Annotated in this window: 21 protein-coding genes; 1 reads left to right on the top strand and 20 read right to left on the bottom strand. The window is 41.4% G+C overall.

The genetic code is table 11. The features are described 5' to 3' along the window. Nucleotides 1–30: 30 nt before the first annotated feature. The 5 genes from J2S11_RS16035 to J2S11_RS16015 form a co-directional block, all read right to left on the bottom strand. On the bottom strand, nt 31–258 hold the full coding sequence (locus tag J2S11_RS16035; protein WP_307396224.1) for a KH domain-containing protein: 228 nt from the start codon (nt 256–258) through the stop codon (nt 31–33). A gap of 40 nt (nt 259–298) precedes the next feature. After that, nucleotides 299–568, bottom strand: a complete 270-nt coding sequence (gene rpsP, locus J2S11_RS16030) for a 30S ribosomal protein S16 (protein WP_307396222.1) — start codon at nt 566–568, stop codon at nt 299–301. Between the two features lie 52 nt (nt 569–620). Next, the gene (ffh, locus tag J2S11_RS16025) at nt 621–1,967 is read right to left on the bottom strand and encodes a signal recognition particle protein (protein ID WP_307396220.1); all 1,347 of its coding nucleotides are present in this window, start codon (nt 1,965–1,967) and stop codon (nt 621–623) included. Between the two features lie 12 nt (nt 1,968–1,979). Next, nucleotides 1,980–2,315 carry a putative DNA-binding protein gene (locus J2S11_RS16020; RefSeq protein ID WP_307396218.1) on the bottom strand — a complete coding sequence of 112 codons (336 nt, stop codon included), beginning with the start codon at nt 2,313–2,315 and terminating at the stop codon, nt 1,980–1,982. Between the two features lie 384 nt (nt 2,316–2,699). Beyond that, the gene (locus J2S11_RS16015; RefSeq protein WP_307396217.1) at nt 2,700–2,918 is read right to left on the bottom strand and encodes a hypothetical protein; all 219 of its coding nucleotides are present in this window, start codon (nt 2,916–2,918) and stop codon (nt 2,700–2,702) included. Nucleotides 2,919–3,445: 527 nt separating this feature from the next. Here J2S11_RS16015 and J2S11_RS16010 point away from each other — a divergent pair. Continuing rightward, on the top strand, nt 3,446–4,417 hold the full coding sequence (locus J2S11_RS16010; protein WP_307396215.1) for an HD domain-containing protein: 972 nt from the start codon (nt 3,446–3,448) through the stop codon (nt 4,415–4,417). 425 nt (nt 4,418–4,842) lie between these two features. Here the strand turns inward: J2S11_RS16010 and J2S11_RS16005 are convergent, their stop codons facing one another. The 15 genes from J2S11_RS16005 to J2S11_RS15935 all read right to left on the bottom strand — a co-directional run bounded on the left by J2S11_RS16005 (nt 4,843) and on the right by J2S11_RS15935 (nt 23,961). Further along, nucleotides 4,843–5,373 carry a hypothetical protein gene (locus J2S11_RS16005; protein WP_307396213.1) on the bottom strand — a complete coding sequence of 177 codons (531 nt, stop codon included), beginning with the start codon at nt 5,371–5,373 and terminating at the stop codon, nt 4,843–4,845. 327 nt (nt 5,374–5,700) lie between these two features. Then, nucleotides 5,701–6,702: a signal recognition particle-docking protein FtsY gene (gene ftsY / locus J2S11_RS16000; protein WP_307396212.1), complete on the bottom strand. Its 1,002-nt coding sequence runs from the start codon at nt 6,700–6,702 to the stop codon at nt 5,701–5,703. Nucleotides 6,703–6,801: 99 nt separating this feature from the next. Further along, on the bottom strand, nt 6,802–10,368 hold the full coding sequence (smc, locus tag J2S11_RS15995; RefSeq protein ID WP_307396210.1) for a chromosome segregation protein SMC: 3,567 nt from the start codon (nt 10,366–10,368) through the stop codon (nt 6,802–6,804). A gap of 380 nt (nt 10,369–10,748) precedes the next feature. Next, nucleotides 10,749–11,552: a ribonuclease III gene (gene rnc, locus J2S11_RS15990; RefSeq protein ID WP_307396208.1), complete on the bottom strand. Its 804-nt coding sequence runs from the start codon at nt 11,550–11,552 to the stop codon at nt 10,749–10,751. After that, nucleotides 11,509–12,765, bottom strand: a complete 1,257-nt coding sequence (gene fabF / locus J2S11_RS15985) for a beta-ketoacyl-ACP synthase II (RefSeq protein WP_307396207.1) — start codon at nt 12,763–12,765, stop codon at nt 11,509–11,511. The genes rnc and fabF overlap by 44 nt, the downstream gene beginning before the upstream one ends. A gap of 132 nt (nt 12,766–12,897) precedes the next feature. Continuing rightward, complete coding sequence (acpP, locus tag J2S11_RS15980; protein WP_307396206.1) at nt 12,898–13,131, bottom strand: acyl carrier protein; 234 nt, start codon at nt 13,129–13,131, stop codon at nt 12,898–12,900. Between the two features lie 101 nt (nt 13,132–13,232). Continuing rightward, nucleotides 13,233–13,979, bottom strand: a complete 747-nt coding sequence (gene fabG / locus J2S11_RS15975) for a 3-oxoacyl-[acyl-carrier-protein] reductase (RefSeq protein ID WP_370875546.1) — start codon at nt 13,977–13,979, stop codon at nt 13,233–13,235. Nucleotides 13,980–14,024: 45 nt separating this feature from the next. Continuing rightward, the gene (fabD, locus tag J2S11_RS15970) at nt 14,025–14,963 is read right to left on the bottom strand and encodes an ACP S-malonyltransferase (protein WP_307396325.1); all 939 of its coding nucleotides are present in this window, start codon (nt 14,961–14,963) and stop codon (nt 14,025–14,027) included. Between the two features lie 56 nt (nt 14,964–15,019). Continuing rightward, nucleotides 15,020–15,970, bottom strand: coding sequence for a beta-ketoacyl-ACP synthase III (locus J2S11_RS15965; RefSeq protein ID WP_307396324.1), 951 nt, complete (start codon nt 15,968–15,970; stop codon nt 15,020–15,022). Nucleotides 15,971–16,008: 38 nt separating this feature from the next. Continuing rightward, nucleotides 16,009–17,013, bottom strand: coding sequence for a phosphate acyltransferase PlsX (plsX, locus tag J2S11_RS15960; RefSeq protein WP_307396202.1), 1,005 nt, complete (start codon nt 17,011–17,013; stop codon nt 16,009–16,011). 22 nt (nt 17,014–17,035) lie between these two features. Continuing rightward, complete coding sequence (gene fapR / locus J2S11_RS15955) at nt 17,036–17,602, bottom strand: transcription factor FapR (RefSeq protein WP_307396199.1); 567 nt, start codon at nt 17,600–17,602, stop codon at nt 17,036–17,038. An 862-nt stretch (nt 17,603–18,464) separates the two neighbouring features. Then, nucleotides 18,465–20,531 (bottom strand): ATP-dependent DNA helicase RecG, encoded by a 2,067-nt coding sequence (gene recG, locus J2S11_RS15950; protein ID WP_307396197.1) that lies wholly within the window; start codon nt 20,529–20,531, stop codon nt 18,465–18,467. A 1-nt stretch (nt 20,532) separates the two neighbouring features. Beyond that, on the bottom strand, nt 20,533–21,420 hold the full coding sequence (gene sdaAA / locus J2S11_RS15945) for an L-serine ammonia-lyase, iron-sulfur-dependent, subunit alpha (protein WP_307396195.1): 888 nt from the start codon (nt 21,418–21,420) through the stop codon (nt 20,533–20,535). Between the two features lie 31 nt (nt 21,421–21,451). Then, on the bottom strand, nt 21,452–22,114 hold the full coding sequence (gene sdaAB / locus J2S11_RS15940; protein WP_307396193.1) for an L-serine ammonia-lyase, iron-sulfur-dependent subunit beta: 663 nt from the start codon (nt 22,112–22,114) through the stop codon (nt 21,452–21,454). Between the two features lie 170 nt (nt 22,115–22,284). Beyond that, complete coding sequence (locus J2S11_RS15935) at nt 22,285–23,961, bottom strand: DAK2 domain-containing protein (protein WP_307396323.1); 1,677 nt, start codon at nt 23,959–23,961, stop codon at nt 22,285–22,287. Nucleotides 23,962–23,998: the final 37 nt, after the last annotated feature.

Genomic DNA, 23,998 nt, shown 5'->3' with positions numbered 1-23,998 from the left:
AAAGGACGAAGTTTGCTCCGCCCTTGATTCCTACTGAATGTCAATATATACTTTTTTCTCCAGCTTTGTAGCTGAAGCATACACAACGGTGCGCAACGCTTTAGCAATGCGTCCTTGCTTGCCGATCACCTTGCCAACATCGTCAGGGTGTACAGTAAGCTGATACGTGATGCTGCGGTCAGATTCCTTCTCAGAAACACTGACGTCTTCTGGATGATCAACAAGAGCTCTAGCGATTGTCTCAATCAAATCATTCATATGCAGTCCTCCAGAATAGCGTTTGGATTCTTAATCCCGCTTACTTTTGTTTAGACTCGTGGAACTTCGTTAAAATACCAGCGTTGCTGAAAAGATTACGTACTGTATCAGAAGGTTTTGCTCCATTTTGTAGCCATTGAAGAGCTTTCTCTTCGTTGATATCAACCAATGCAGGCTGTGCTACAGGATTGTACGTACCGATCTCCTCGATGAAACGACCGTCACGAGGTGAACGAGAATCTGCTACTACTAAACGATAAAAAGGTTTTTTATGAGCACCCATACGTTTTAAACGAATTTTTACTGCCATGATAAATCTCCTCCTATAATGTCTCTTAGCTTTTTTTATGAATCATATGACGTTATGGCATGAAAGGGAATTTGAAGCCCTTCTTCTTCTTTTTCGAAGAAGCCATTTGTGTCATTTGTTTCATCATTTTCTTCATGTCCTCGAATTGCTTAAGTAATCGGTTAACATCCTGTACGGACGTACCGCTTCCTAAGGCAATTCTTTTTCTGCGGCTAGCATTGATCACTTCAGGTTTGCTCTTTTCTTCAACGGTCATGGAACGCACAATCGCTTCCACCTTACCTAGGGCTTTATCATCCACCTGCATGCCTTTAAGACCTTTGATCTTATTAGCTCCAGGCATCATCCCAAGGATATCCTCAAGAGGACCCATTTTCTTAACCTGATCAAGCTGATCTAGGAAATCATCAAACGTAAACTCCATCTTGCGCATTTTACGTTCAAGCTCAGCTGCCTTTTCCTTATCAACACTCGATTGTGCCTTCTCAATGAGGGTAAGAACATCCCCCATCCCTAAAATTCTAGAAGCCATTCGATCTGGGAAGAAAGGTTCTAAGGCATCAAGCTTTTCACCCATACCGGCAAACTTAATTGGCTTACCTGTGATCGCTTTAACAGATAAAGCAGCACCACCACGAGTATCTCCATCGAGCTTCGTCAGAACCACACCAGTGAGTTCAAGCTGTGCATTAAAGCTTTCAGCTACATTCACTGCATCCTGCCCCGTCATCGAATCGACAACTAACAGGATCTCATCCGGTTTAACCTCAGTCTTGATTTGGTTTAACTCATCCATCAGTGTATCGTCAATATGTAGACGACCTGCTGTATCAATCAGCACATAATCATAATGCTCTTCCTTCGCCTTAACAATCGCCTGCTTGGCAATTTCAACAGGGCTAACTTGATCTCCAAGCGTGAAAACCGGAGCATTTAACTGCTCACCTAGCACCTGAAGCTGTTTGATCGCTGCCGGACGATAAATATCTCCAGCCACTAGCAAAGGATTGCGATTCTGCTTTTGTAAATGCTTAGCTAGCTTACCTGTCGAGGTTGTCTTACCAGCCCCTTGCAGACCCACCATCATAATAACAGTTGGTGGTTTATGTGCAGCAGCAATCTTACTCTGCTCGCCACCCATAAGCGCTGTCAACTCTTCATTAACAACCTTGATAACCTGCTGACCAGGGGTCAAGCTCTTCAAGACTTCTTGACCTATAGCGCGTTCCTTCACTCGGTTGATGAAATCCTTAACGACCTTAAAGTTAACGTCCGCCTCCAAAAGAGCGATCCGTACTTCACGCATCATTTGGGTAACGTCTTCCTCGCTAACCTTTCCCTTACCGCGAATCTTCTTTAATGTCTCTTGCAGTCGGTCGGCTAATCCTTCAAAAGCCATACTTGCCGCCTCCTAGTCTACATTTTTAAGTGCAGTAATGATGTTTTTAAGCCTGTGAACGTCTAGCTCTCTATCTTGCTCCAGTAGCGTTGACAGCTCATCAAGCATATCCTCACGAATGGTATGCTTCTGCATCAGCTGCAATTCCTGCTCAAAATGCTCCAGCAGCTGCTCCACTCGCTTTACATTATCAAAAACAGCCTGTCTACTAACCTGATATTGCTCCGCAATCTCGCTTAATGACAGATCATCTACATAGTAAAGCTCTGTATATAAACGCTGCTTCTCCGTTAATAGACCATGATAAAAATCATATAAAAGGTTGACTCGGGTTGTTTTTTCTAGCATTGGCAAAACCCTTTCAAACCAGTGATGGCTATTGAAAACATGTGTCAGGCAATTACCTTTACACTAGAAGATCATACTCTATTCTAAAAGTCGTGTCAAGTGCTGTCAAGTTTTTTTCTTGTCAGTATCAAAAGGGAGTTTATAATTATATCTCTATTGCGATTAAAAATGAATTTGCCTAGATAGTAGATAAATAGAATTCAGATATAATAACAAGTCATAAGAGAAATATAAGCATAAGAAATTTTATTCTATGGAAAAAATGGCAGAATGACTGTGCTAATTCTCTTCCTTATCAGAAAAAAAGCCTCAGAAGAAGGCTTTTAAAGTATATTCAAGTAATCAATATCCAAGTAATCAACATCCAAGTAATCAAAGACAATATCATTTAATACCTTTCTTATGATTTTTATTTTGATTCATATTTATGTAAGTATATAGAGTAAAAACCAAAAAACCAATAAACCAACTTATTAAAGTTGTAATCACAACAATAAATCCTATATCGAAAAAACTGGGATTAATTAAGTTCATAAGCACAATAAAATTAGAGAAAGCAACAAATAATATGATGTATTTGTACTTTAAAAACATACTTTTCATTATTACTCCTCCTCTTCCTCTGTATTACCTAATCATCAAATTCACTGCCGCTTGCTATGAGGTTAACTCCGCTTGAATTTATATAGCAACATAAAATTCTCCTATCTGCCCATAAATGAGGACAATGTACAGTGTAATTTTGATTACCTTTTGTTACTCCGAAAACAAATCATTATTTATAAATAACATTGACATTGACTAGAGCCTGAGCAGTATTTGTTGTACACTTGTTCATAGGGACAGCCACTGTCCTTACTCTTCTTCTTTGATATGTAAAAATATCTTTTAATAACCAAAAGACTTATATATGTAATATAATACATAAGCGCGCGCGCAAATAGTGCAAAAAATATAATTCTTTTGTTGATAGTTATTATTAAGTTTAAACAAATTATATTTTATATCGCACGAGCCGAAATACTTCTTTATTTAAAGTGTTTATGTCTTTAACGTTCATCTTTTCTGAATAATGAAATCCCATTTTAATATAATCACATTAACTACTATGAAAACAAGAAGGTGACATAATGAATACTTCAGACGTACTTTATGGGCATTTTACTGTTGAGCCAGTTCTAGAAGAATTAATTCAATCTAAGCCTGTTCAAAGATTAAAAGGAATTCATCAAGGTGGAGCAAGCTACCTAGTAAATCCAACATGGTCTGTCACCAGATATGAACATTCAATCGGTGTCATGCTTCTAATCCGTAAACTAGGAGGTTCATTAGAAGAACAGATCGCCGGTTTACTGCACGATATTTCCCATACTGCCTTCTCTCATGTTATTGATTTTGTCTTAAAAAATGAAGCAGAGGACTATCATGAAGAGATTTTCCACTCTGTTCTTACAGCTTCAGAAATTCCTCAAATGCTCAACCGCCACGGCTACGATTACAAGGAACTTTTACTTGATGATTCAAAATGGACTTTATTGGAGCAATCAGCACCAGAGCTTTGCGCCGATCGAATAGATTACACATTACGTGATTTATATACATATGGTCATATTACAATGGCAGAGGTTCAAACCTTCCTAGATCATTTGACTATAATAGAAGGAAAAATCTATTTAGATAACCTCCAAGCAGCTGAATGGTTTGTAGAAGCTTATTATAAGGAAGTCATTGATTTTTTTATGGATCCGCTAAATATCTACGGCTATGCTCAGTTGGCTGATACGTTGAAGCTTGCGTTAGAAAAGAAATGGCTTTACTTAGAGGATTTACTTGAAACGGATGAAGTTGTTATGAATAGGCTACGATCTATTCAAGATACAAATTTACAGGCAATGCTTGAAAGGCTTAATAATCAGGTGAAGGTCGTAGAAGATGAGGTAGATTATGAGATTCATCGTAAAAATAAGCTTCGACTGATAGACCCTTCCGTTTTACAAGGAGATCAATTAGTGCCAGCCTCTACTTTATCGGAGAATGTAAAGGAAATGGGAGATCAGGCTTATCAAAAAGCAAGTAAAGGGACGTTTGTGCGAGTTATTTAATAAAATATTCAAAGGGGCTGTCCAAAATCAAAAGTAGTTTATCTAACTTTGGACTTTTCTGTCTGCCACCAATCTTTAACGGACATATGAGACTCTTAGAGAGTGATTTTTAGCTGATTCTGTTTCTAACGGACATTTTTAACTCTTAGAATTAATATCTTGAGATTTTTCTTCAAATCACCCTTCTAAGGTGCAATTTTGTCCGTTAGAATTTGCAGAACTCCGAAAAGCACGGCTAAAGTGCAAAAATGACCGTTAGAACTCACCTTGCACACCACATCTTCTCGATAAGTCACTTTACACTTTTGGGATAGGTCCTTTATTGTAATACAACTCTATATAACATATCTTCCCTTGGTATTACATACCTTTAAGTTGTATTACATACCTTTAAGTTGTGTTACATACCTTTTGTCCCTTTACAACTATGTTGGCTTGACAACATGAGAAGCTCTTATCTTAGATTGTTTTGCTTTCTTATCCGTGAAACTGATGTAGATGGTTAAGATAATACACATAAGAAGTGTAAGATGAAACAACGTATGAATGGTGTTTGGAACAATACCGTTCATGATAGGAAGGAAGGCGTGAGTATCCCCAAACATAGCCTCGTATCTCTGCACTCTTTCTGCTGCACCAAAACCGAAGAGATATGGAATCCACCAAGCGAAAAGTGCTCCAGCAAAAATGGAGGATTGATGAATAATTAACCATAGTTTTATCCAAATTGGATACTCTCTACCACGAAAATATAATACGAGCCCTATAAATAAGAGAATCTGTACAGTCCCTATCGCTGTAACAAGAATGAGGTCACCAATCGTTCGATCTCCAGAAACAGCTTGAACATCATTAAATGGTCCTAATGGGACCCAATCATGAAATAACATAAACAATAAAATGAATCCAAGCCCTACTAGTAAGACTTTTTCAGAAGTACGAGTATTTCTTGTCATAAATTCTCCTGTCTTCCCACATCTTAATGAGTGATAATGTACATATTATTTTGGATAAAACACAAGATTAATCTAGCCCAAACTTAATCATTTATATTTTATGCATTTTTCAGTATATTTTACACATATCATTCTAGACATTAGATCCTATTTTGGCAAGTATTTCTTGTTAGTATTTACGTAAACTTAACCTTTTTTTCTACCATCTATCTCTAATTTATATCTCATTTATATTAACCTCACTATAGGATTTTAAACAAAAACCACAGAGGCAAGAGATACTTTTCTTGCATCTATGGTCTATTTATCATTAGTTCTTTATACTCTCTATGCGTTATCTTCTTTCTCTACTTCCTCATCAACCAAGTCAGAGAAGAGTCCATGGATAAACTGCTCAGCATCAAACACCTGCAAATCATCCATTTGCTCCCCCAGACCTACAAACTTAACTGGAATGTCTAGCTCATTACGGATAGCAATAACGATACCACCCTTGGCTGTACCGTCAAGCTTGGTCAATACAAGACCTGTAACTCCAGCTGACTTACCAAATGTTCTAGCTTGAGAAAGAGCATTCTGTCCCGTTGTTGAATCCAACACAAGAAGTGTTTCATGTGGTGCTTCTGGAACCTCTCTTTGAACAACACGATATACCTTGTTAAGCTCATCCATAAGATTTGTTTTGTTCTGCAACCTTCCTGCAGTATCACAGATCAGCACGTCAGCTTCCCTTGATTTTGCTGCTTGAATCGCATCATAGACAACAGCTGCAGGGTCACTTCCTTCCTTATGTTTAACCACATCAACACCAGCTCGTTGACCCCACACCTCTAACTGCTCAATGGCTCCTGCACGAAACGTATCTCCAGCTGCTAGAACGACTTTCTTCCCTTCAGACTTCAAACGGTGAGAAAGCTTTCCAATCGTTGTTGTTTTCCCTACACCGTTCACACCTACAATAAGAACAATCGTTAAACCACTTGCTGCCATGTTTAGAGCGTTATCTTCCTCCGCTTTTTTCAGTAGCTCTGTCAGCTTTTCGGAGATAAGAGGGCGAATTTGGGAGCTATCCTCAAGCTTTCTCCTCTTAGCTTCCTTCTTAATATCCTCAACTAATTCTAGTACCGTATTAACACCAACATCAGCCTGAATCAGAATTTCCTCTAACTCCTCGAAAAACTCTTCGTCTACTTTACGGTAGCGGCTGACAAGGTCATTTACTTTTTCAGCAAAAGAGTTCCTTGTTTTCTCCAAGCCCTCTTTAAATTTATTTGTTACCGATTCGGTTTGAGCGGTAATTTTCTCTTTTAGCTTTTTAAAAAAACTCATCTGATTTCCTCCTACGATTACAACCTACATATACTTAACTTAAAATGTTACACATAACCAATCTTGCACATAAGTCTTAGATATACAAAAATAAATACCTTAAGCCGTAGCAATACGCTCCGACTCCTCTAGTTTAACGGATACTAGGTTAGAAACACCAGACTCTTGCATGGTTATCCCATACAGGACATCGGCTCCTTCCATTGTTCCTTTACGGTGAGTAATGACAATGAATTGTGTGTTTTCTCTAAACTCACGCAAATAGTGAGCAAACCTAGAGACGTTTGCTTCGTCTAAAGCAGCCTCAACCTCATCAAGCACACAGAAGGGAACAGGCTTAATCCTTAGTATCGCAAAAAGTAAAGCAATTGCGGTCAACGCTTTTTCTCCACCAGATAATAATGCTAAATGCTGGAGCTTTTTACCCGGAGGCTGAGCAACAATATCTATTCCTGTGTTCAAAAGATTTTCGGGAACAGAGAGAATTAGATCTGCTCGTCCACCTCCGAAGAGCTGTTGGAATACATCAACAAACTGCTCACGAACAAGGTCAAACGTTTCTTTAAAACGCTTAGACATCTCCTCATCCATTTCTGAAATCACGTCATATAGCGTATTCTTTGCTTGAATCAGGTCATCCTCCTGACGCTTTAGGAAATCGTAGCGCTCGACAACTCGCTCATATTCCTCAATCGCTCCAAGATTCACCGTGCCAAGCAGCTGAATATCTCTTTTCAGTCGTTCAACCTCACGCTTGACCACTTCATATTCATCCTCTAATGGATAGCTTTCCTTCGCCGCCTCAAAGCTAAGCTCGTACTCCTCGCGCAACAAAGTAAGGTAATTTTCCAGCTCAACGTCTAAACGATTCGCCTTAACCTCTTCCTTATGCGATTCTTCCTCCGCCACTCGTAGCTCTTTGCGTAGCTCTTTAAGCTTAATCTCAAGCTCATCCCCTTCATGCTGCAATCCTTTTCTTTCTTGGCGTAACGAATGTATCTGTACAGTCACATGATCCTTCTGCTCCTTGCTTTCTTGAATCGCCCGATCAAGAGCGTCACCTTCATCATCCTGCTGATGAAGATTCCCTTCAAGCCGCTGAAGATTTTCCTGTGCTTCTGTCCATTCTTGATTGAGCTGCTCCTGTGTCGCTTGTAGTCTCTCAACATTCCTCTTCAGTCCGTTGTACTCCTCAAGCCTACGAGCCAATTCAACCTTAAGCTGCGTGATTTGCTGCCCTTTTTCCTCTTTGATTTGGGCAGACTGCTTTTTATTCGTTTCTAGCTCCTGCATCTCTTCCTCGGTACGCTTCGTTTCTTCTGTTAACTGTACCAGCCTTGCTTCAGCCTCTATTTTACGTTGTTCAGCAGCTTCCTTCTCAGAGGTAAACGTAAGCATATCGTCATCATATAGACGTAGCTTTTCATCCAGATGCTTAAGTGAGAATTGTAGAGCGTGTAGCTCTTCCTTTTTCTGCTGCTCTACTTCCTTTAGCTCCTCACCTTTTGTCCTAAGCTGTTCAAGCTCCTGATCAATCCCCTGAACCTTAAGCCGCTCATGCTGAAGCTCTTCCTTCTTCTCCTGAATCGCTTCCTCAGCCTTCTCTATCTCCACCTCTAGCTTCTCAATTTCTCGATCTCGACCAAGCAGGTTCGATTGATTTTGCTTTTGGCTTCCCCCCGTCATGGAACCTCCAGGGTTAACAACATCTCCATCTAGAGTGACAAAGCGAAAGCGATATTGTAGCTTTTTCGCCGCTTCATTCGCGGCCTTCAAGCTCTTCATAATCACAACATGTCCAAGAAGATTACCAACGACCTGCTGGTAATTCGCGTCAAATTGTATGAGATCCTGAGCCACACCAACGAAATCCTCAGACTGCTTTAACGTGTTAAGCTCAGACGCTCCTAAAGAGCGTGCTTTAATAACGCTGCGTGGTAGAAAGGTAGCCCGACCCAAACGACGATTCTTCAAAAACTGAATCGCTTCTCTAGCGGCTCCTTCATCCTTCACCACGACATGCTGTAAGGCTGCACCTAAAGCCGTCTCAATGGCAACCTCCATATCCTTAGGAACCTGAATCAGCTCAGCAACTGCTCCGTCGATTCCTTTCAGCTGTGATTCCCTGGCTTTTAGAACCTCCTTGACTCCTTGGAAGAAGCCGTTAAATTCCTCCTTCATATCCACAAGGAACTGTCTTCGCCCCGTAAGCTTTTCATATTGATTCATATAGTTCCGTAGCTTTGCTTCGTCCTGATCCACAGTTGACAGGATCTCCTTACGCCTAGAGGCCTGCTGCTGGTACAACTCACGAGCCTGATGAATCTCTGCTGTAACACCTTGAACATGCTTCTCTTTCTCCTGCACGTCCTGCTGTAGCTTTTCACGTTCTTGTATAGAATGCTTATGCTCATTATGCAGCCTTTCCATTCTCCCTTCATTTTGGAGGATCGTTTGACTCACATGACGCACATCATTTTTTATCGAAGCCTGCTCATTTAAAATCTCAATGTAGTCTCCTTTAAGCTTTTCAAGTCGCTCATCTACATTCTGAGAAAACTGGCTTAATGTGTCCTCTAAATCGGCTAGCTGCTGCTTCGTCTCATCAACAGATTTTTTCACACCTAGCCTTTCCTTTTCCTCACCTTCAAGCTCCACCAGATTTAACGCTTGTCTCTGCTTTAACGCCTCAATTCTCTCTAGAATATCCTGTTTGTTCGTGGAGAAGTTCTTTTTTCTCTCCCTGAGAACCTCACGCTGACCCTCTAGCTTCTCCACTTCTTCCGTCACATTCAATAGCTGCTGCTGGAACTGTTCAAGCTTCTGCTCAATCTGACTGACATGCCATTTCAATTGCTCAAGCTTTGCATCCTCTTGATTCACCGCGACAGAAAGCTCATTTTGCTGTTGCTTGAGCACTTCAAGCGCAGAGGTTGCTTGCTCCCATTTTTCATGTAGCGTTTCAATGGAATAGACGTACGTACTAATTTCCTTTGCTGTTAATTCCTTCTTAAGCGTTTTGTACGCCTTTGCCTTATCTGATTGCTCTTTAAGCGGCTCTATTTGTTCCTCAATTTCGTAGATAATATCCTGAATCCTAACGAGGTTAGCTGCTGTTTCGTCAAGCTTTCTTTCAGCCTCTTTTTTCCTACTTTTATATTTAACGACACCAGCCGCTTCTTCAAAGATTCCACGGCGATCCTCAGATTTCGTGCTCAGGATTTCCTCAATACGTCCCTGCCCAATGATTGAGTAAGCTTCCTTCCCTAATCCGGTGTCCATAAAAAGCTCAGTGATATCCTTCAAGCGACAAGTCTGCTTATTCAACAGATATTCACTATCTCCCGAACGATAAACTCTTCTAGTAATAGCCACCTCATCGTAATCCACCGGCAGGGCTTGATCCGAGTTATCTAGAACCAAGGTAACCTCACCATAGTTCACTGGCTTTCTTGTATCACTTCCAGCAAAAATTATATCCTCCATCTTTGCTCCACGAAGAGACTTGGCTGACTGCTCACCTAATACCCAGCGGATCGAATCAGATACATTACTTTTCCCACTCCCGTTAGGTCCTACAACAGCCGTTACACCTGGGACAAATTCAAGCTCCGTCCGATCGGCAAAGGATTTAAACCCGTAAAGCTCTAATCTCTTGAGGTACATCCTATACTCTCCCCTCAAACTATCTTCCGTTATGTATGTATATCTATTTTTTAGAACGACTTAGCTAAAATGATCTTCAGCTAAATCACTTGTTTTATGCTTCATTATCAAATGGCTTCTAACCTTTATATTTTATCAATAGTTGAAACTCTGCGCAATAATACCCTTGTTCGATTAACGCAGGCACCTGTAATGGACAGACTCTCTTCCTCTTGTCCAAAAGAATAACCTTCCAGAATACAAACAAACTTCCTTTGGAGACGAGAATCCTCAGGAAGTCAAACTTTACTCCTATAAAGTTGATGAAAGGTCCTATCCAATATCACCCTAGTAAAGTTCTGATAGAACTTCTAAAGGAACTGACCTCATAGTACCTTTCTTCAGCCCTTGCTTAAAGCTCCAAGCTGTTTTAATGCCTTTTCTGCTGCTTTTTGCTCCGCTTCCTTCTTCGATTTTCCGACGCCTACTCCCATAGATTCTGTATTTAAAAATACTTCCGATACAAATTCCCGATTATGAGCAGGTCCCTTTTCCTGAATAATTTGATACGAGATGTCTCCCATGCTGTCCTGCTGGATATATTCCTGCAGCTGACTTTTGTAATCAATAACCTGAGAAAACACGCCGTCTGAAATCTTAGGAAACACATAAAGCGTTAGGAAATGGTACACCGTATCTAAGCCTTGATCTAGATATAAGGCACCGATAAAAGACTCAAAAACATCAGCTAATAAAGCAGGGCGCTCTCGTCCCCCCGTCATCTCTTCGCCTTTTCCTAGTAAGATGATCTGACCAAACTCTAAATCCTCCGCTAGCTTCACTAAAGAAGGCTCACACACGATAGCCGCTCGGAGCTTCGTCATTTCCCCTTCACTCATTTTAGGAAAATGGGTGAAAAGATACTTAGACACTGTAAGCTCAAGCACTGCATCACCCAAAAATTCTAACCGTTCATTGTCCTTGAAGGTCTGACCACGGTGTTCATTTACATAAGATGAATGGGTAAAAGCCTGCATCAGGAGGGACTCATCCTTAAATTCAAGCTTGATGTCCTCCTGAAACCTTTTAAATTTAATGCGTAACTCGCTAAGTCTGTGTTCCTTTTTTAGCTTTCTTCTCGGAGAACGAGTTTTCTTAAATTTACTGCGATTCTTTCTGAAACTTTCTGAGGATGATCGTTGCATTATGACCTCCAAAGCCTAACGAGTTAGATAGTGCGACATCAACTTTTGCTTTTCTTGCTTCATTTGGCACGTAATCCAAATCACACTCTGGATCCGGGTGCTCATAGTTAATGGTCGGGGCAATGACTTGATCCCTAATACTTAACGCACAAACAATCGTTTCAATTCCGCCAGCTGCACCTAGCAGGTGACCTGTCATAGATTTAGTAGAGCTAATAGCTACTTTATAGGCATGATCACCTAAAGCATTTTTAATAGCTAATGTCTCAAATTTATCATTATAGTCCGTAGACGTACCGTGAGCATTGATGTAGTCGATATCAGAAGCATCGATTTCTGCATCACGAATCGCTTCAAGCATCGCCCTTGTTGCCCCTTCACCTTCTGGTGCTGGACTAGTGATGTGATAAGCGTCTCCACTCATACCATACCCAACAACCTCAGCAATAATGTTTGCCCCACGAGCTAGAGCATGCTCTAAGGATTCTAGAATAACAACACCTGCCCCTTCACCCATAACAAAGCCATCACGCTCTGCATCAAAAGGACGGCTTGCTTTTTGTGGTTCATCATTACGTGTTGAAAGAGCTCTTGCTGAGTTAAAACCGGCTAAAGCGATTGGTCTAATTGTTGCTTCAGCACCACCAGCAATCATCACATCTGCATGGCCACGTTTAATGATATGAGCTGCATCACCAATGGCATGTGTCCCAGTTGCACAAGCACTGATTGGAGCACTGTTAGGTCCCTTAGCACCCGTCATGATAGACACTAAGCCTGAAGCCATATTGGCAATCATCATCGGAATAAAAAACGGACTCACTCTTTTTGGACCCTTATTTCTTAGCAGATCATGCTGCTCTTCCCAGGTTTGTAAGCCTCCGATACCCGAACCAACATATACACCAACTTTGTGAGATATCTCATCATTAATTTCTAAATTAGCGTCTTGTAGAGCTAATTTACTTGCTGCAACAGCAAATTGAGCAAAACGGTCAGCACGCTTCGCATCTCTTTTATCCATATGATCCTCTGGATTAAAATCCTTCACTTCAGCTGCAAATTTAGTTGTAAAATCGCTAACATCAAAGGATTCAATGTTCGATACTCCAGATTTCCCAGCTAATAGATTATTCCAGAACGTCGGAATGTCTTGACCAAGTGATGAAATAACCCCACATCCGGTAATCACAACGCGTTTCTTGCTATCCATTTTTTTTCACCTCTATATAGAACAGATCAGTCTGTATGATTTCAATTTTTTATATAGTATTATCTATTCATATTGATTCTAAAAGGACAAGTCCCGCAAATACGGGACTTATCCATTTTCTATTTTCAGATCTTATTGATTAGCCTCTATGTAGGTCACAACCTCACCTACTGTAGAAATTTTTTCTGCCTCTTCATCTGAAATTTCAAGATCAAATTCGTCTTCAAGCTCCATCACTAATTCAACAACATCTAAAGAATCAGCACCTAGATCATCCTTGAAGGACGCTTCAAGCTTAACTTCAGCCTCATCTACATCGAGACGGTCAACGATAATCTTTTTTACACGATCAAAAACTTCTGCCACGCTTGCTCACCTCCTCTCACAGATTATATTAGAAAAAGCTACTTAGTACAATCATTGCCCATTTTTTTTTACTCGACAACTGCAACGCAGAAATTGTTACATTACGGCATCGCCATTCCGCCATCAACATGTAGGGTTTGACCGGTAATATAAGCGGCATCATCAGATGCCAGAAAACGAACAGCCTTCGCAATTTCTTCAGCCTGACCTAACCGGGCAAGTGGAATTTGAGATAAAATGCCCTCCTGAATGTCCTCACCTAGCTTAGCTGTCATTTCCGTTTCAATAAATCCTGGTGCAATCGCATTAACGGTAATTCCTCTTGAAGCTAGTTCACGAGCCGTTGTTTTCGTTAAGCCGATGACTCCCGCCTTCGCCGCTACATAATTTGCTTGCCCAGGGTTTCCAAGCACTCCAACAACAGAGGAGATATTAATCATCCGGCCAGAGCGTTGCTTCATCATTTGACGAGTAACCGCTTTGATACAGTTAAATACGCCCTTTAGGTTGACGTTAATCACGTCATCCCATTCCTCTTCCTTCATTCTCATCAGTAGATTGTCTCGAGTAATTCCTGCGTTATTTACTAGAATATCTAACTGTCCAAAATGCTCTACTACTTGTTTAACCATAGCTTGGACACTTTCGGATTCAGCAACATTGGCTTGAATCGCTAAAGCTTTTTGTCCAAGCGCTTCAATTTCCTTTACAAGCTCAACAGCCGCAGCCTCACTACCGCCATAGTTAATGGCTACATCAGCACCAGCCTTGGCTAGCTCCAGTGAGATCGCACGTCCGATTCCGCGTGCCCCACCTGTGACAAGAGCTACTTTTCCTTGTAAGCTCACATTTGTCCCCTCCTTTTTCATATAAAACTAACAATGTATTCTTTATCAGCCTTGAGATTGTATAGCCTTTTCAAGTGATGCTAGATCAGAGACAGAATAATGGGTCACTTCCTTGTTGATCTTTTTCACCAACCCTGACAGTACTTGACCAGGGCCAATTTCGATAAACGTACTTACCCCTGCTTCAATCATCCATTGGATGGAGTCCTCCCATAAAACCGGAGAAAAAACCTGTTCGACTAAGGCATGTTCAATATCTTCACCGAGCATGACTGGACGTGCATCCACATTGGTGACTACAGGAACCTTCGCCGTTTGGAACGTTGTCCCCTCTAACACATGGGACAGCTTACTAGCAGCAGGCTTCATCAGATCAGAATGGAACGGTCCACTTACAACTAGAGGAATCACCCGACGTACTCCTCCTGCTTCCTTAAGCTTAACTCCAGCTTGCTCAACGCCTTCCTTCGTTCCAGATATAACAATTTGACCTGGACAGTTCATATTGGCCATTTGTACGGAGTTACCTGTCAAAGTGATCTCCTCACATATTTGCCCAATAACCTCGCGTTCACCACCTATAACGGCAGCCATAGCTCCTTCGCCTGCCGGAACCGCTTCGTCCATAAACTGTCCACGCTTACGTACGATTTGAACAGCATCCTCAAAAGCTAACGCTTCTGCTGCCACAAGAGCAGAATATTCTCCTAGGCTATGGCCCGCAACATACGTAGGCTTCTGAGTATGCTTTTTGAACACTTCATAAAAAGCGATACTCGTTGTTAAGATAGCTGGTTGTGTATGATAGGTAAGCTTCAAATCCTCTTCTGGTCCTTCAAAGCATAGCTTAGATAATGAATAACCTAATGCGTTATCCGCTTGTTCAAAGATTTCCTTCGCTTCAGGATAATGCTCAGCAAGCTCAAGTCCCATGCCAACATGCTGTGAGCCTTGACCGGGAAAGATAAAAGCTGTTTTACTCACGTTTATTTCCTCACTTTCTAATCCACGATGGTTGTTCATAATTCCATTTGTAATGTCTACATATTCCAACGAATGACACTACCACCCCAGGTTAAACCTCCGCCAAAACCGACAAGAACAAGTACATCACCTTTTTTAACTCTGCCTTCTTTTATCGCTTCGTCTAACGCAACAGGAATAGAGGCTGAAGACATATTCCCATACCTATCTAAATTAATCACGACACGATCTGTATCTAGATCTAACCGTTTCCGTGCAGCATCAATGATTCGAAGATTCGCTTGGTGAGGAACAAGTAAGGATACATCCTCTTTCTTTAGTCCAGCTTTTTCAATCACCGACTCAGATACCTGCTCCATCACTCGTACAGCAAACTTAAACACATCTCCACCGCTCATTTTAATATATTGCATGTCATTTTCTAACAAAGTAGGGGATAACGGATTACGAGATCCTCCTCCTGGCTGCTGAAGCAAAGGACCACCACTACCATCAGCTCCAAGCTCATAGGATAAAAACCCATATCCTTCTTCCGTTGGCCCCATTACTACGGCTCCAGCCCCATCACCAAATAAGACACAGGTATTGCGGTCTTCCCAGTTTGTAATTTTGGATAGACACTCTACTCCAACAATTAAAGCATGCTTATACAAACCATTTTGGATAAATTGAGCAGCCGTCGTTACTCCATATAAAAAGCCAGAGCAAGCAGCAGACAGATCAAAAGCAGCCGCTTTTTTCGCTCCTAACTTCTCCTGTAAAATACAAGCCGTAGATGGAAAAGACATATCTGGAGTTACTGTAGCTACAATAATGACATCTATATCCTCAGCTTTTACGCCCGAGTTTTCCAGCGCTTTTAAGCTCGCTTCATAGGCAAGATCAGAAGAAGCTGTATGCTCATCGGCCACTCTTCTTTCGCGTATCCCTGTTCGTGTAATAATCCACTCATCGGACGTATCCACCATTTTTTCTAAATCTGCATTTGTTAATACTTTTTCAGGCATAAATGAGCCTGTTCCAAGAATCCCTACCGCTTGATTGATCACTGTTCTTCACTCTCTTTCTGTACCGCGCTTTGAATAGCTTCAAGCACGTCCTGCTGAATAAACTCTCTTGCCTGAGCGATTGCGTTTTTAATGGCATATCCCTCTGATGAGCCATGGGCTTTAATACAGCCTCCTGCTAAGCCTAGTAGCGGAACACCACCATATTCAGCGTAATCCATGGATTTTTTAATTTTTTTAAAGCTAGATTTCAAAACTAGCGTAGCGAGCTTATTTGCTAGGTTTTTGGTAAGCTCCTCTTTTAGCATGGCAAAGATAGCTCCACCTGTTCCCTCCGCCGTCTTAAGCAAGACATTACCGGAAAAACCGTCACACACCACGACATCTGTCACTCCAAAAGGAACGTCTCTTGCTTCAACATTGCCGTGAAATTGAGGAATATGATCCTTTAATAAAGCAAATGTCTGCTTAGACAAATCATTTCCTTTGCCGTCCTCAGTACCGACATTCAGCAATCCAACCTTAGGATTGGAAATACCCATCACGTTTTCTGCATAGATTAAGCCCATTTGAGCATATTGCAGCAAGTGACTCGGTTTCGCCTCTAGGTTCGCTCCTACGTCTAGCACTAAGCAAAACTTCCCCGATACTGTAGGGAAATACGTAGCTAAAGCAGGACGCTCTATTCCCTTAATTCGACCAGTTACTAATAAGCCTGCTGTCATATAGGCTCCTGTATTCCCTGCTGATATACAGGCTTGAACCTCTTTCTCCTTAACAAGTCTAGTGGCTGTAACTAAAGAGGAATCCTTCTTGCGCCTTACCGCTTTAACAGGCTCCTCATCTGTTTCAATGACTTCTTCAGTATGCACGATTTGTACTCTTGAACGATCTGTAGACTCGGGAAGGTGAGCCAGAATCTCCTGCTCCTTCCCTACTAAAACAAGTTCAATATCCTTAAATTCCTCAAGGGCTAAAAGGGCTCCATCAACGATTGATTTTGGAGCGTGATCCCCACCCATAGCATCCAGAGCAATTTTCATTGTAGCTGCCAGCTCCTTAATTTTAGGTTCTTTGATGATCACTACGGAAAACGATGAAGCGACCTGAAAAAACTAATTCTTCCCCAATATAGGATTCTACCTGCACCTTTGTCCGATCCTCTGCTTTTTCTTCAACCTTCGCTTTGGCAACAACCCGCTCACCTAGTTTTACCGCACGTAAGAAGCGAATCTCAGCAGACGCAGTTAAAGCGAGCTCATCATTGATAATCGCTACAGCTAATGAATTAGCTTGAGCAAACAAATGATGACCCCGTGCGATTTGGTTTCTTGTAAATACATGCTCCGATCGGATATCTAATATAGAAATAGCGCTTTGGTCAAGCTGTAAATCTATAATTTCCCCAATAACCTCATGAGCCAGTAAAGAGCGCACTTCATCATAATTTTGCTCAGCAACCGTTTTAATTCGTTCTCTAAGCTCAGGTATTGCTTTTTCTAAACGATCCAAACGAATCGTTTGGACACTGACCTGAAACAGCTCAGATAACTCCTCATCTGTCATAAAGGGATTCTTTTTTAATGTATCTAGAAGCAGATCCTGTCTTTCCTTCTTAGAGCGTTTAGCCATCTTGTCACCACCTAGCATCTGAGGCCCTTCATCAACTTACATATATCTTCTTACTCATAAATTACTTGTTTGATTTACTTATTATGGTACTTTTCTTAGTAAAATATATGTTGTGACACAAAGTATTAGTACCAAGTACTAATACTAGTATATAGCACTATCCATAGAATTAGCAAACCATTTATTTACAACAGAATGAAAGCTGAGCATGTATAAATAAAATAAGACCACCTTTATAAGGATTAGCAAGTGAAGTAGCTTAGCCCGCCAAATCTCAAGAGTGATCTTAATCCTAATTCTCTTCGTTCCTTTTATAACTCTTGATCTTAATACAATGATGAACCAATGTTAAGCTTTACATTAGTAGAGGTCTCATCACAGTGCGAAATTATAGTACTAAATAACTTTAAAATAGAGATCAAATACTCTATCTAGCCCTTCCACTACTATTTGTATAAAATCTTCATAGTTACCAGTGGCATGGGCTATATCAAGTGCTATATAATATTGTAATCTATTTACTTTTTCGATAATAATCGGTGGGTAACCCTGTTTCATCAACTCCAAATGCTACTTTTTTCTCTGATAGTGTTAATGCATTTCCTTCTATAGCATTTGAGTTATAAGTCCAATCCAAAAACAAATGCTCTTTTATGCTTTTTAAAGTGTGAGGAGGCTTTCAAACATTGGTTGATGCCTCCCGATTAATAAATAATTTTACTTCTGGCATAATTTAGATCTAAGACCCCTACTATCGTAATTATTTTTAGACATAACATTATTTCATAATACTTCGAGGAGGTATTCTTAATATCCTTGTTCTCTTTCCGTACATTTCACTTTATTTGCATCCCAAATTGTCTTAGTCCAGTGTTTCACTATCCAAAACACCTTCATGAACAAGGTACTCTAGCAACTGCGGATATATTTGCTCCTGCCAGAATGCATCACTTTGAACAAGCTTAGCTGCATCATCTCTAGCAATCTCAAGAATCCGATAATCATGAATCATGTCTCCAAAGACAAATTCTGGCAAACCGCTTTGCTTTGTTCCGAAGAAGTCCCCTGGTCCGCGTAGCTCCAAATCCTGTTGAGCTAGCTCAAAGCCGTCACTGGTTTCCTTCATAATCCTCATGCGTTCCATACCTATCTCAGACTTTGGATCAGCTATTAAGATACAGTAGGACTGATGCTCACCTCGCCCTACCCTACCTCGTAGCTGATGAAGCTGAGATAAGCCAAATCGATCGGCATCCTGAACAATCATTAACGTCGCATTGGGTACATTAACTCCAACCTCAACAACTGTTGTTGAAACCAATAGCTGCGCCTCATTCTGAGAAAACTCTCTCATTACTGTTTCTTTTTCATCACTATGTAGTCTGCCATGTAAAAGAGCCACCTTAAACTGTGGTAACGCTTGGGTAAGCTGTGCATGAACATCAATCGCATTTTGTACATCAAGCTTTTCCGATTCTTCAATTAACGGACAAATGAAATACGCCTGTCTACCTGCCGCCAGCTCTTTCCTAATAAAATCTAGAGCACGATCAAACATATCCGGCTTCACCCAATATGTCTCAATCCGTTTCCGGCCCGCTGGTAGCTCATCAATCACAGATACATCCATATCACCAAAGGCTGTGATGGCAAGAGTTCTAGGAATAGGAGTAGCTGTCATAAATAGAACATCTGGAGAGGTCCCTTTTTGACGCAATTTACGCCGCTGTTCTACCCCAAAGCGATGCTGCTCGTCGATGACAACTAATCCAAGCTTTGAGAATACAACCGTGTCTTGAATTAAGGCGTGTGTCCCAATCACAATATCGATTAGTCCCATTTGAAGGCCAGCAAGGATTTCCCGTCTTTCCTTCGCCTTACTGCTTCCCGTTAGCAGAGCAATTTGTACAGAGGTATCCTTGAAAAAACTCTGCATCGACTGATAATGCTGCTCGGCTAGAATTTCGGTAGGAACCATAATTGCTCCCTGACAGCCTGCTGTATTGGAGGCATACAAAGCAATAGCAGCAACTGCCGTTTTCCCTGAACCTACATCCCCCTGCAAAAGACGGTTCATAGCGCTTGTTGAGGTCATATCCTTGGTAATGTCCTGTAAAGCGTTTTGCTGTGCATTGGTCAGCTTGTAGGGGAGACTGCTTAGAAAATGCTGAATTTGTTCTGTATCAATCTGATGAGCTACCCCTTCAATTTGCTCACGCTTTGTACGACGTAGAGCGTGCATTTTTAACTGGAACAAAAAGAACTCCTCATAAATCATCCTTCTTTTCGCCAGCTTGAACTCATCCATATCCTGAGGTAAATGGATGGCTTTTATCGCATTTCTTCTTTCCATAAGCTTATATTTCTGAATAAGGGCATTAGGCAAGATTTCCACAATATGATCTTGATACTTTTGAAGAGCTTGCTCGATTAACTTATGTAAAAACTTCGTTGAAACATGCTCACCTACCGTGTACACGGGAACAATTCCCCCTGCATCCTGCTCAGCATCAGGCTGACGCTTAGGCTGAAAAGAGTAATCCTGTACGGTTAGCTGCATTCTATGCTTGTCCAGCTTCCCTGTAAAAAAGGCGGTTTTCCCTATAGTAAATTGCTTCTTGGCAAAATGGCGATTAAAGAGAATACATGTAACTAAATATCTATTGTCCACTAACACACGGACGGTCATTCTGGACTTTTTACGACCATAAAAACGCACAGCAGGCTCACTGTGAATCTGACCTTCTATGGTTACCTTCTCCTCGTGTCCCACTTCTGTTAGGTCTCTTATCCGGCGATCCTCATGCTTATAGGGAAAGTATTGAAGCAAATCACTGATTGTACGGACACCTAATAAGGAGAGGTCGCTTGCGCGCTCCTCTCCTACACCTTGTAATGTTGTAATGGACTGCTGTAATGGATGTTTCACATCAATTCGGCTTCGCACCAAACACTTTAGCTTCAAGGGCTTTTCCGGTTGGTGTGGCTGCCAATCCCCCCAATGCGGTTTCTTTTAATGTATGAGGCATAACCTTTCCGATCTTATACATCGCATCAATAACCTCATCGGCTGGAATAATAAAGGTTATACCAGCTAAAGCCATGTCTGCTGCAACCATGGCAATTGATGCACCAATTGCGTTTCTTTTTACACAAGGTACTTCCACTAATCCGGCAACTGGATCACAAACTAAACCGAGCATATTCTGAAGGGCAATCGCCATCGCATGTGAAGATTGCTCTGGTGTTCCGCCAGCCATCTCTACAATAGCTGCTGCTGCCATAGCAGAGGCAGAGCCTGTCTCAGCTTGACAACCTCCTGTAGCCCCTGCAATAAACGCATTATTGGCAATCACATAGCCAATAGCTCCAGAGGTAAATAGAAACTCAATTTGCTGTTCTCTTGTTGCATTCAACTTTTGAGAAACACTGAATAAACAGCCCGGTACGATACCTGCAGCTCCTGCCGTAGGTGTGGCACAAATCGTTCCCATTGCTGCATTCACTTCATTGGTAGCCATCGCTTTACTAACCGCATCTAATACGGTCTCTCCCGAAAGAAAGTTTCCAGTCGCAATATACTCTTGGAGCTTTTTGCCCGCTCCCCCTGTAAGTCCGCTATGAGAGCGCACATCCTCCGTAATTCCACGGTGTACAGCCTTTTCCATGATCTCAAAGGCCTTTTCCATCTGTGTCCAGATTTCCTCTCTAGACTTTCCAGAAATCTCAATTTCCTGCTCAATCATCACATCAGCAATCTTCTTCTGCTCCTCTTGGCATATGGTTAATAGCTCTGCGACATTTTTAAATGTTTTCATTGAAATAGCCTCCTTTCTCTAGTATGCACCATTATGCCTGCAATCTTGTCACAGTAAGAATAAATGGGATTTGTCTAATTTCTTCTAGCAATTCATCGGGAATCTGTTGATCTGATTCGATAGCCATTAAAGCTTCAGAGCCCTTTGATTTCCGGGCTACCTCCATATGGCCGATGTTCACCTGATATTTACTTAAAATGTTTGATACGGCTGCGATCATCCCGTAGCGATCCTCGTGTAGAACAAGTAACGCAGGGTGATGCCCTGATAGTCTAAGATTAAAGCCATTCATAGAAATAATTTCAATATTTCCACCACCAATAGAGATTCCTACTATTTCAATATCTCCTTGCTGATCGAATAGCTTAATCTTCGCTGTATTCGGATGCTCTGTTTCTTCTTCACTCGTTTTTACACTGATATCTATACCTTGTTCCTGGGCTAACTCCTTAGCTCGGATTATTCCTTCATCATGTGTATCTAGATCTAGGATTCCTCCTATCGTTGCTACCTCTGTACCATGCCCCTTATACGTCTGAGCAAAAGAACCATAAAACGTAATCTCTGCCCGCTCAGGCTTTCGACCAAAGATATTTCTAGCCACTTTTCCTATTCTTGCTGCACCAGCTGTATGAGAGCTAGAAGGACCAATCATTATTGGGCCGATAATGTCAAAAACCGTTCTATATTTCAATGGAGCCACCACCTTCTGATCATAATTAATATATGATAATTAAGCATTACTTGTACTGCTTCTGCCACTCTTTTACCCTAATTATAAATAAACATGCACACATAGCAAACATTCCTATTCTACTCAAATAGGAATGTTACTACTACTTACTATTATACTACGAACTTTGTTTATTCGACAGAGACAATATAAGCATAAAGTGGCTGTCCACCTTGATGAACCTCAATTTCCACGTGATCAAACTGTCCTTCTAGCTCATCCACAAGAGTCTCAGCTTGATCCTCCTCAACACCATCACCAATAATCACAGTGACAACTTCGCTTTCATCATCAATCATTTTCTCTAGAAGCTGCTTTACGGTTGTGTCAGCATCAGGAGCTGTGGTCACAATTTTCCCATCGAAAATCCCCATGAAGTCATCCTTACGAATCTGAACACCATCAATCTCTGTATCTCGGACAGCAAACGTAACCTGTCCAGATTTAATATGATTTTTCGCATCAAGCATTCGCTTCTGATTCACATCAATGCTTACATCAGGATTAAAATGCAATAAAGCGGTCATCGCCTGTGGTACATTTTTAGTAGGAATAACTGTAACAGAGGCATCCACTAGATCAGCAGACTGTTCAGCAGCCAAAATAATATTACTATTGTTAGGAAGAATTATAATTTCTTTTGCGTTTAGTTGCTCTATCGCCTTCACAAAATCCTCTGTGCTAGGGTTCATCGTTTGACCACCTTGGATGACCACATCAACCCCTAAGCCCTTGAACATTTTTCCTATGCCATCACCCATGGCAACCGCTATTAACCCATAGTCCTTTGCCTCTTGAGCCGCCGCGGTACTTGCTGTACTTTGTTGCTCGGCAGGCTGTCCATCCTGAGCTTCCGCGATACTTAAGAACTGCTCACGCATGTTCTCAATTTTAATATTCATTAAGCCACCGTAGCTTTGAGCAAGCTCCATGACCTTAGATAGCTCCTCCGCATGGATATGTACCTTCACTAGCTCATCATCAGAAATAACCAGTAGGGAATCTCCAAACTGATTCATCTGCCCTCTAAAATGAGCTTCGTTAAAATAGGACTTCCTTTTAGCGTCAAGCTTAATCATAAATTCCGTACAGTAGCCGAACTCTATATCCTCTACAGATAGAACGCCAGCTGCCATCATTTCCGCAACCTCGTCGCGAACATGCTCCTCTTTATTCTCCTTCACATCGTAGCCTTGTGCTGGAGCAACAGAGGATTCATCATCAATGGTTTCCCCTTTAAGAGCAGCCATAAATCCTTCATAGACGTAGACTAATCCTTGACCACCAGAATCCACTACTCCCACCTGTTTCAGGATAGGTAATAAATCTGGAGTACGCTTTAGGGAATCCTTCGCCTCTTGGAGAACTGTCTCCATCACGACCATAATGTCATCTGTCTGTTTTACTATTTTTTCAGCAGCATTGGCGGCATCCTTCGAAACGGTAAGGATTGTCCCTTCAACAGGCTTCATCACAGCCTTATACGCTGTTTCCACCCCTTTTTTCAACGCTACAGCAAACTGCTTCGCATTCAGCTCACGCTCAGTCTCAACATTTTTGGAAAAGCCGCGAAAAAGCTGAGATAAAATAACACCTGAATTCCCTCTTGCCCCCATCAAAAGCCCTCTGGAAAGCGCTTTCGTTACCGCAGAGATATCGGCAGACGTCACCTTATTCATTTCATTCACACCAGAAGTAAATGAAAGATTCATGTTCGTCCCTGTATCTCCATCTGGAACAGGAAACACATTCAAGGAGTCAACCACCTTGACATGTTTAGTTAAGTTTTTTGCCCCTTCACGAATCATTTGAGCAAACAATAGCCCATCAACTTTAAGATGCTTC

This window comes from Bacillus horti (assembly GCF_030813115.1).
GTDB lineage: Bacteria > Bacillota > Bacilli > Caldalkalibacillales > JCM-10596 > Bacillus_CH > Bacillus_CH horti.
This window is presented reverse-complemented; position numbering and strand designations above follow the sequence as displayed.

Bases quoted from the DNA above. Each gene is read 5' to 3' on its own strand.
- rnc (WP_307396208.1), bottom strand. From the start codon at position 11,552: ATGCAACGATCATCCTCAGAAAGTTTCAGAAAGAATCGCAGTAAATTT.
- J2S11_RS16035 (WP_307396224.1), bottom strand. From the start codon at position 258: ATGAATGATTTGATTGAGACAATCGCTAGAGCTCTTGTTGATCATCCA.
- fapR (WP_307396199.1), bottom strand. From the start codon at position 17,602: ATGGCTAAACGCTCTAAGAAGGAAAGACAGGATCTGCTTCTAGATACA.
- J2S11_RS16010 (WP_307396215.1), top strand. From the start codon at position 3,446: ATGAATACTTCAGACGTACTTTATGGGCATTTTACTGTTGAGCCAGTT.
- smc (WP_307396210.1), bottom strand. From the start codon at position 10,368: ATGTACCTCAAGAGATTAGAGCTTTACGGGTTTAAATCCTTTGCCGAT.
- sdaAA (WP_307396195.1), bottom strand. From the start codon at position 21,420: ATGAAAACATTTAAAAATGTCGCAGAGCTATTAACCATATGCCAAGAG.
- fabF (WP_307396207.1), bottom strand. From the start codon at position 12,765: ATGGATAGCAAGAAACGCGTTGTGATTACCGGATGTGGGGTTATTTCA.
- J2S11_RS16005 (WP_307396213.1), bottom strand. From the start codon at position 5,373: ATGACAAGAAATACTCGTACTTCTGAAAAAGTCTTACTAGTAGGGCTT.
- ftsY (WP_307396212.1), bottom strand. From the start codon at position 6,702: ATGAGTTTTTTTAAAAAGCTAAAAGAGAAAATTACCGCTCAAACCGAA.
- J2S11_RS16020 (WP_307396218.1), bottom strand. From the start codon at position 2,315: ATGCTAGAAAAAACAACCCGAGTCAACCTTTTATATGATTTTTATCAT.
- ffh (WP_307396220.1), bottom strand. From the start codon at position 1,967: ATGGCTTTTGAAGGATTAGCCGACCGACTGCAAGAGACATTAAAGAAG.
- rpsP (WP_307396222.1), bottom strand. From the start codon at position 568: ATGGCAGTAAAAATTCGTTTAAAACGTATGGGTGCTCATAAAAAACCT.
- J2S11_RS15965 (WP_307396324.1), bottom strand. From the start codon at position 15,970: ATGCCTGAAAAAGTATTAACAAATGCAGATTTAGAAAAAATGGTGGAT.
- J2S11_RS15935 (WP_307396323.1), bottom strand. From the start codon at position 23,961: ATGATTCGTGAAGGGGCAAAAAACTTAACTAAACATGTCAAGGTGGTT.
- plsX (WP_307396202.1), bottom strand. From the start codon at position 17,013: ATGAAAATTGCTCTGGATGCTATGGGTGGGGATCACGCTCCAAAATCA.
- J2S11_RS16015 (WP_307396217.1), bottom strand. From the start codon at position 2,918: ATGAAAAGTATGTTTTTAAAGTACAAATACATCATATTATTTGTTGCT.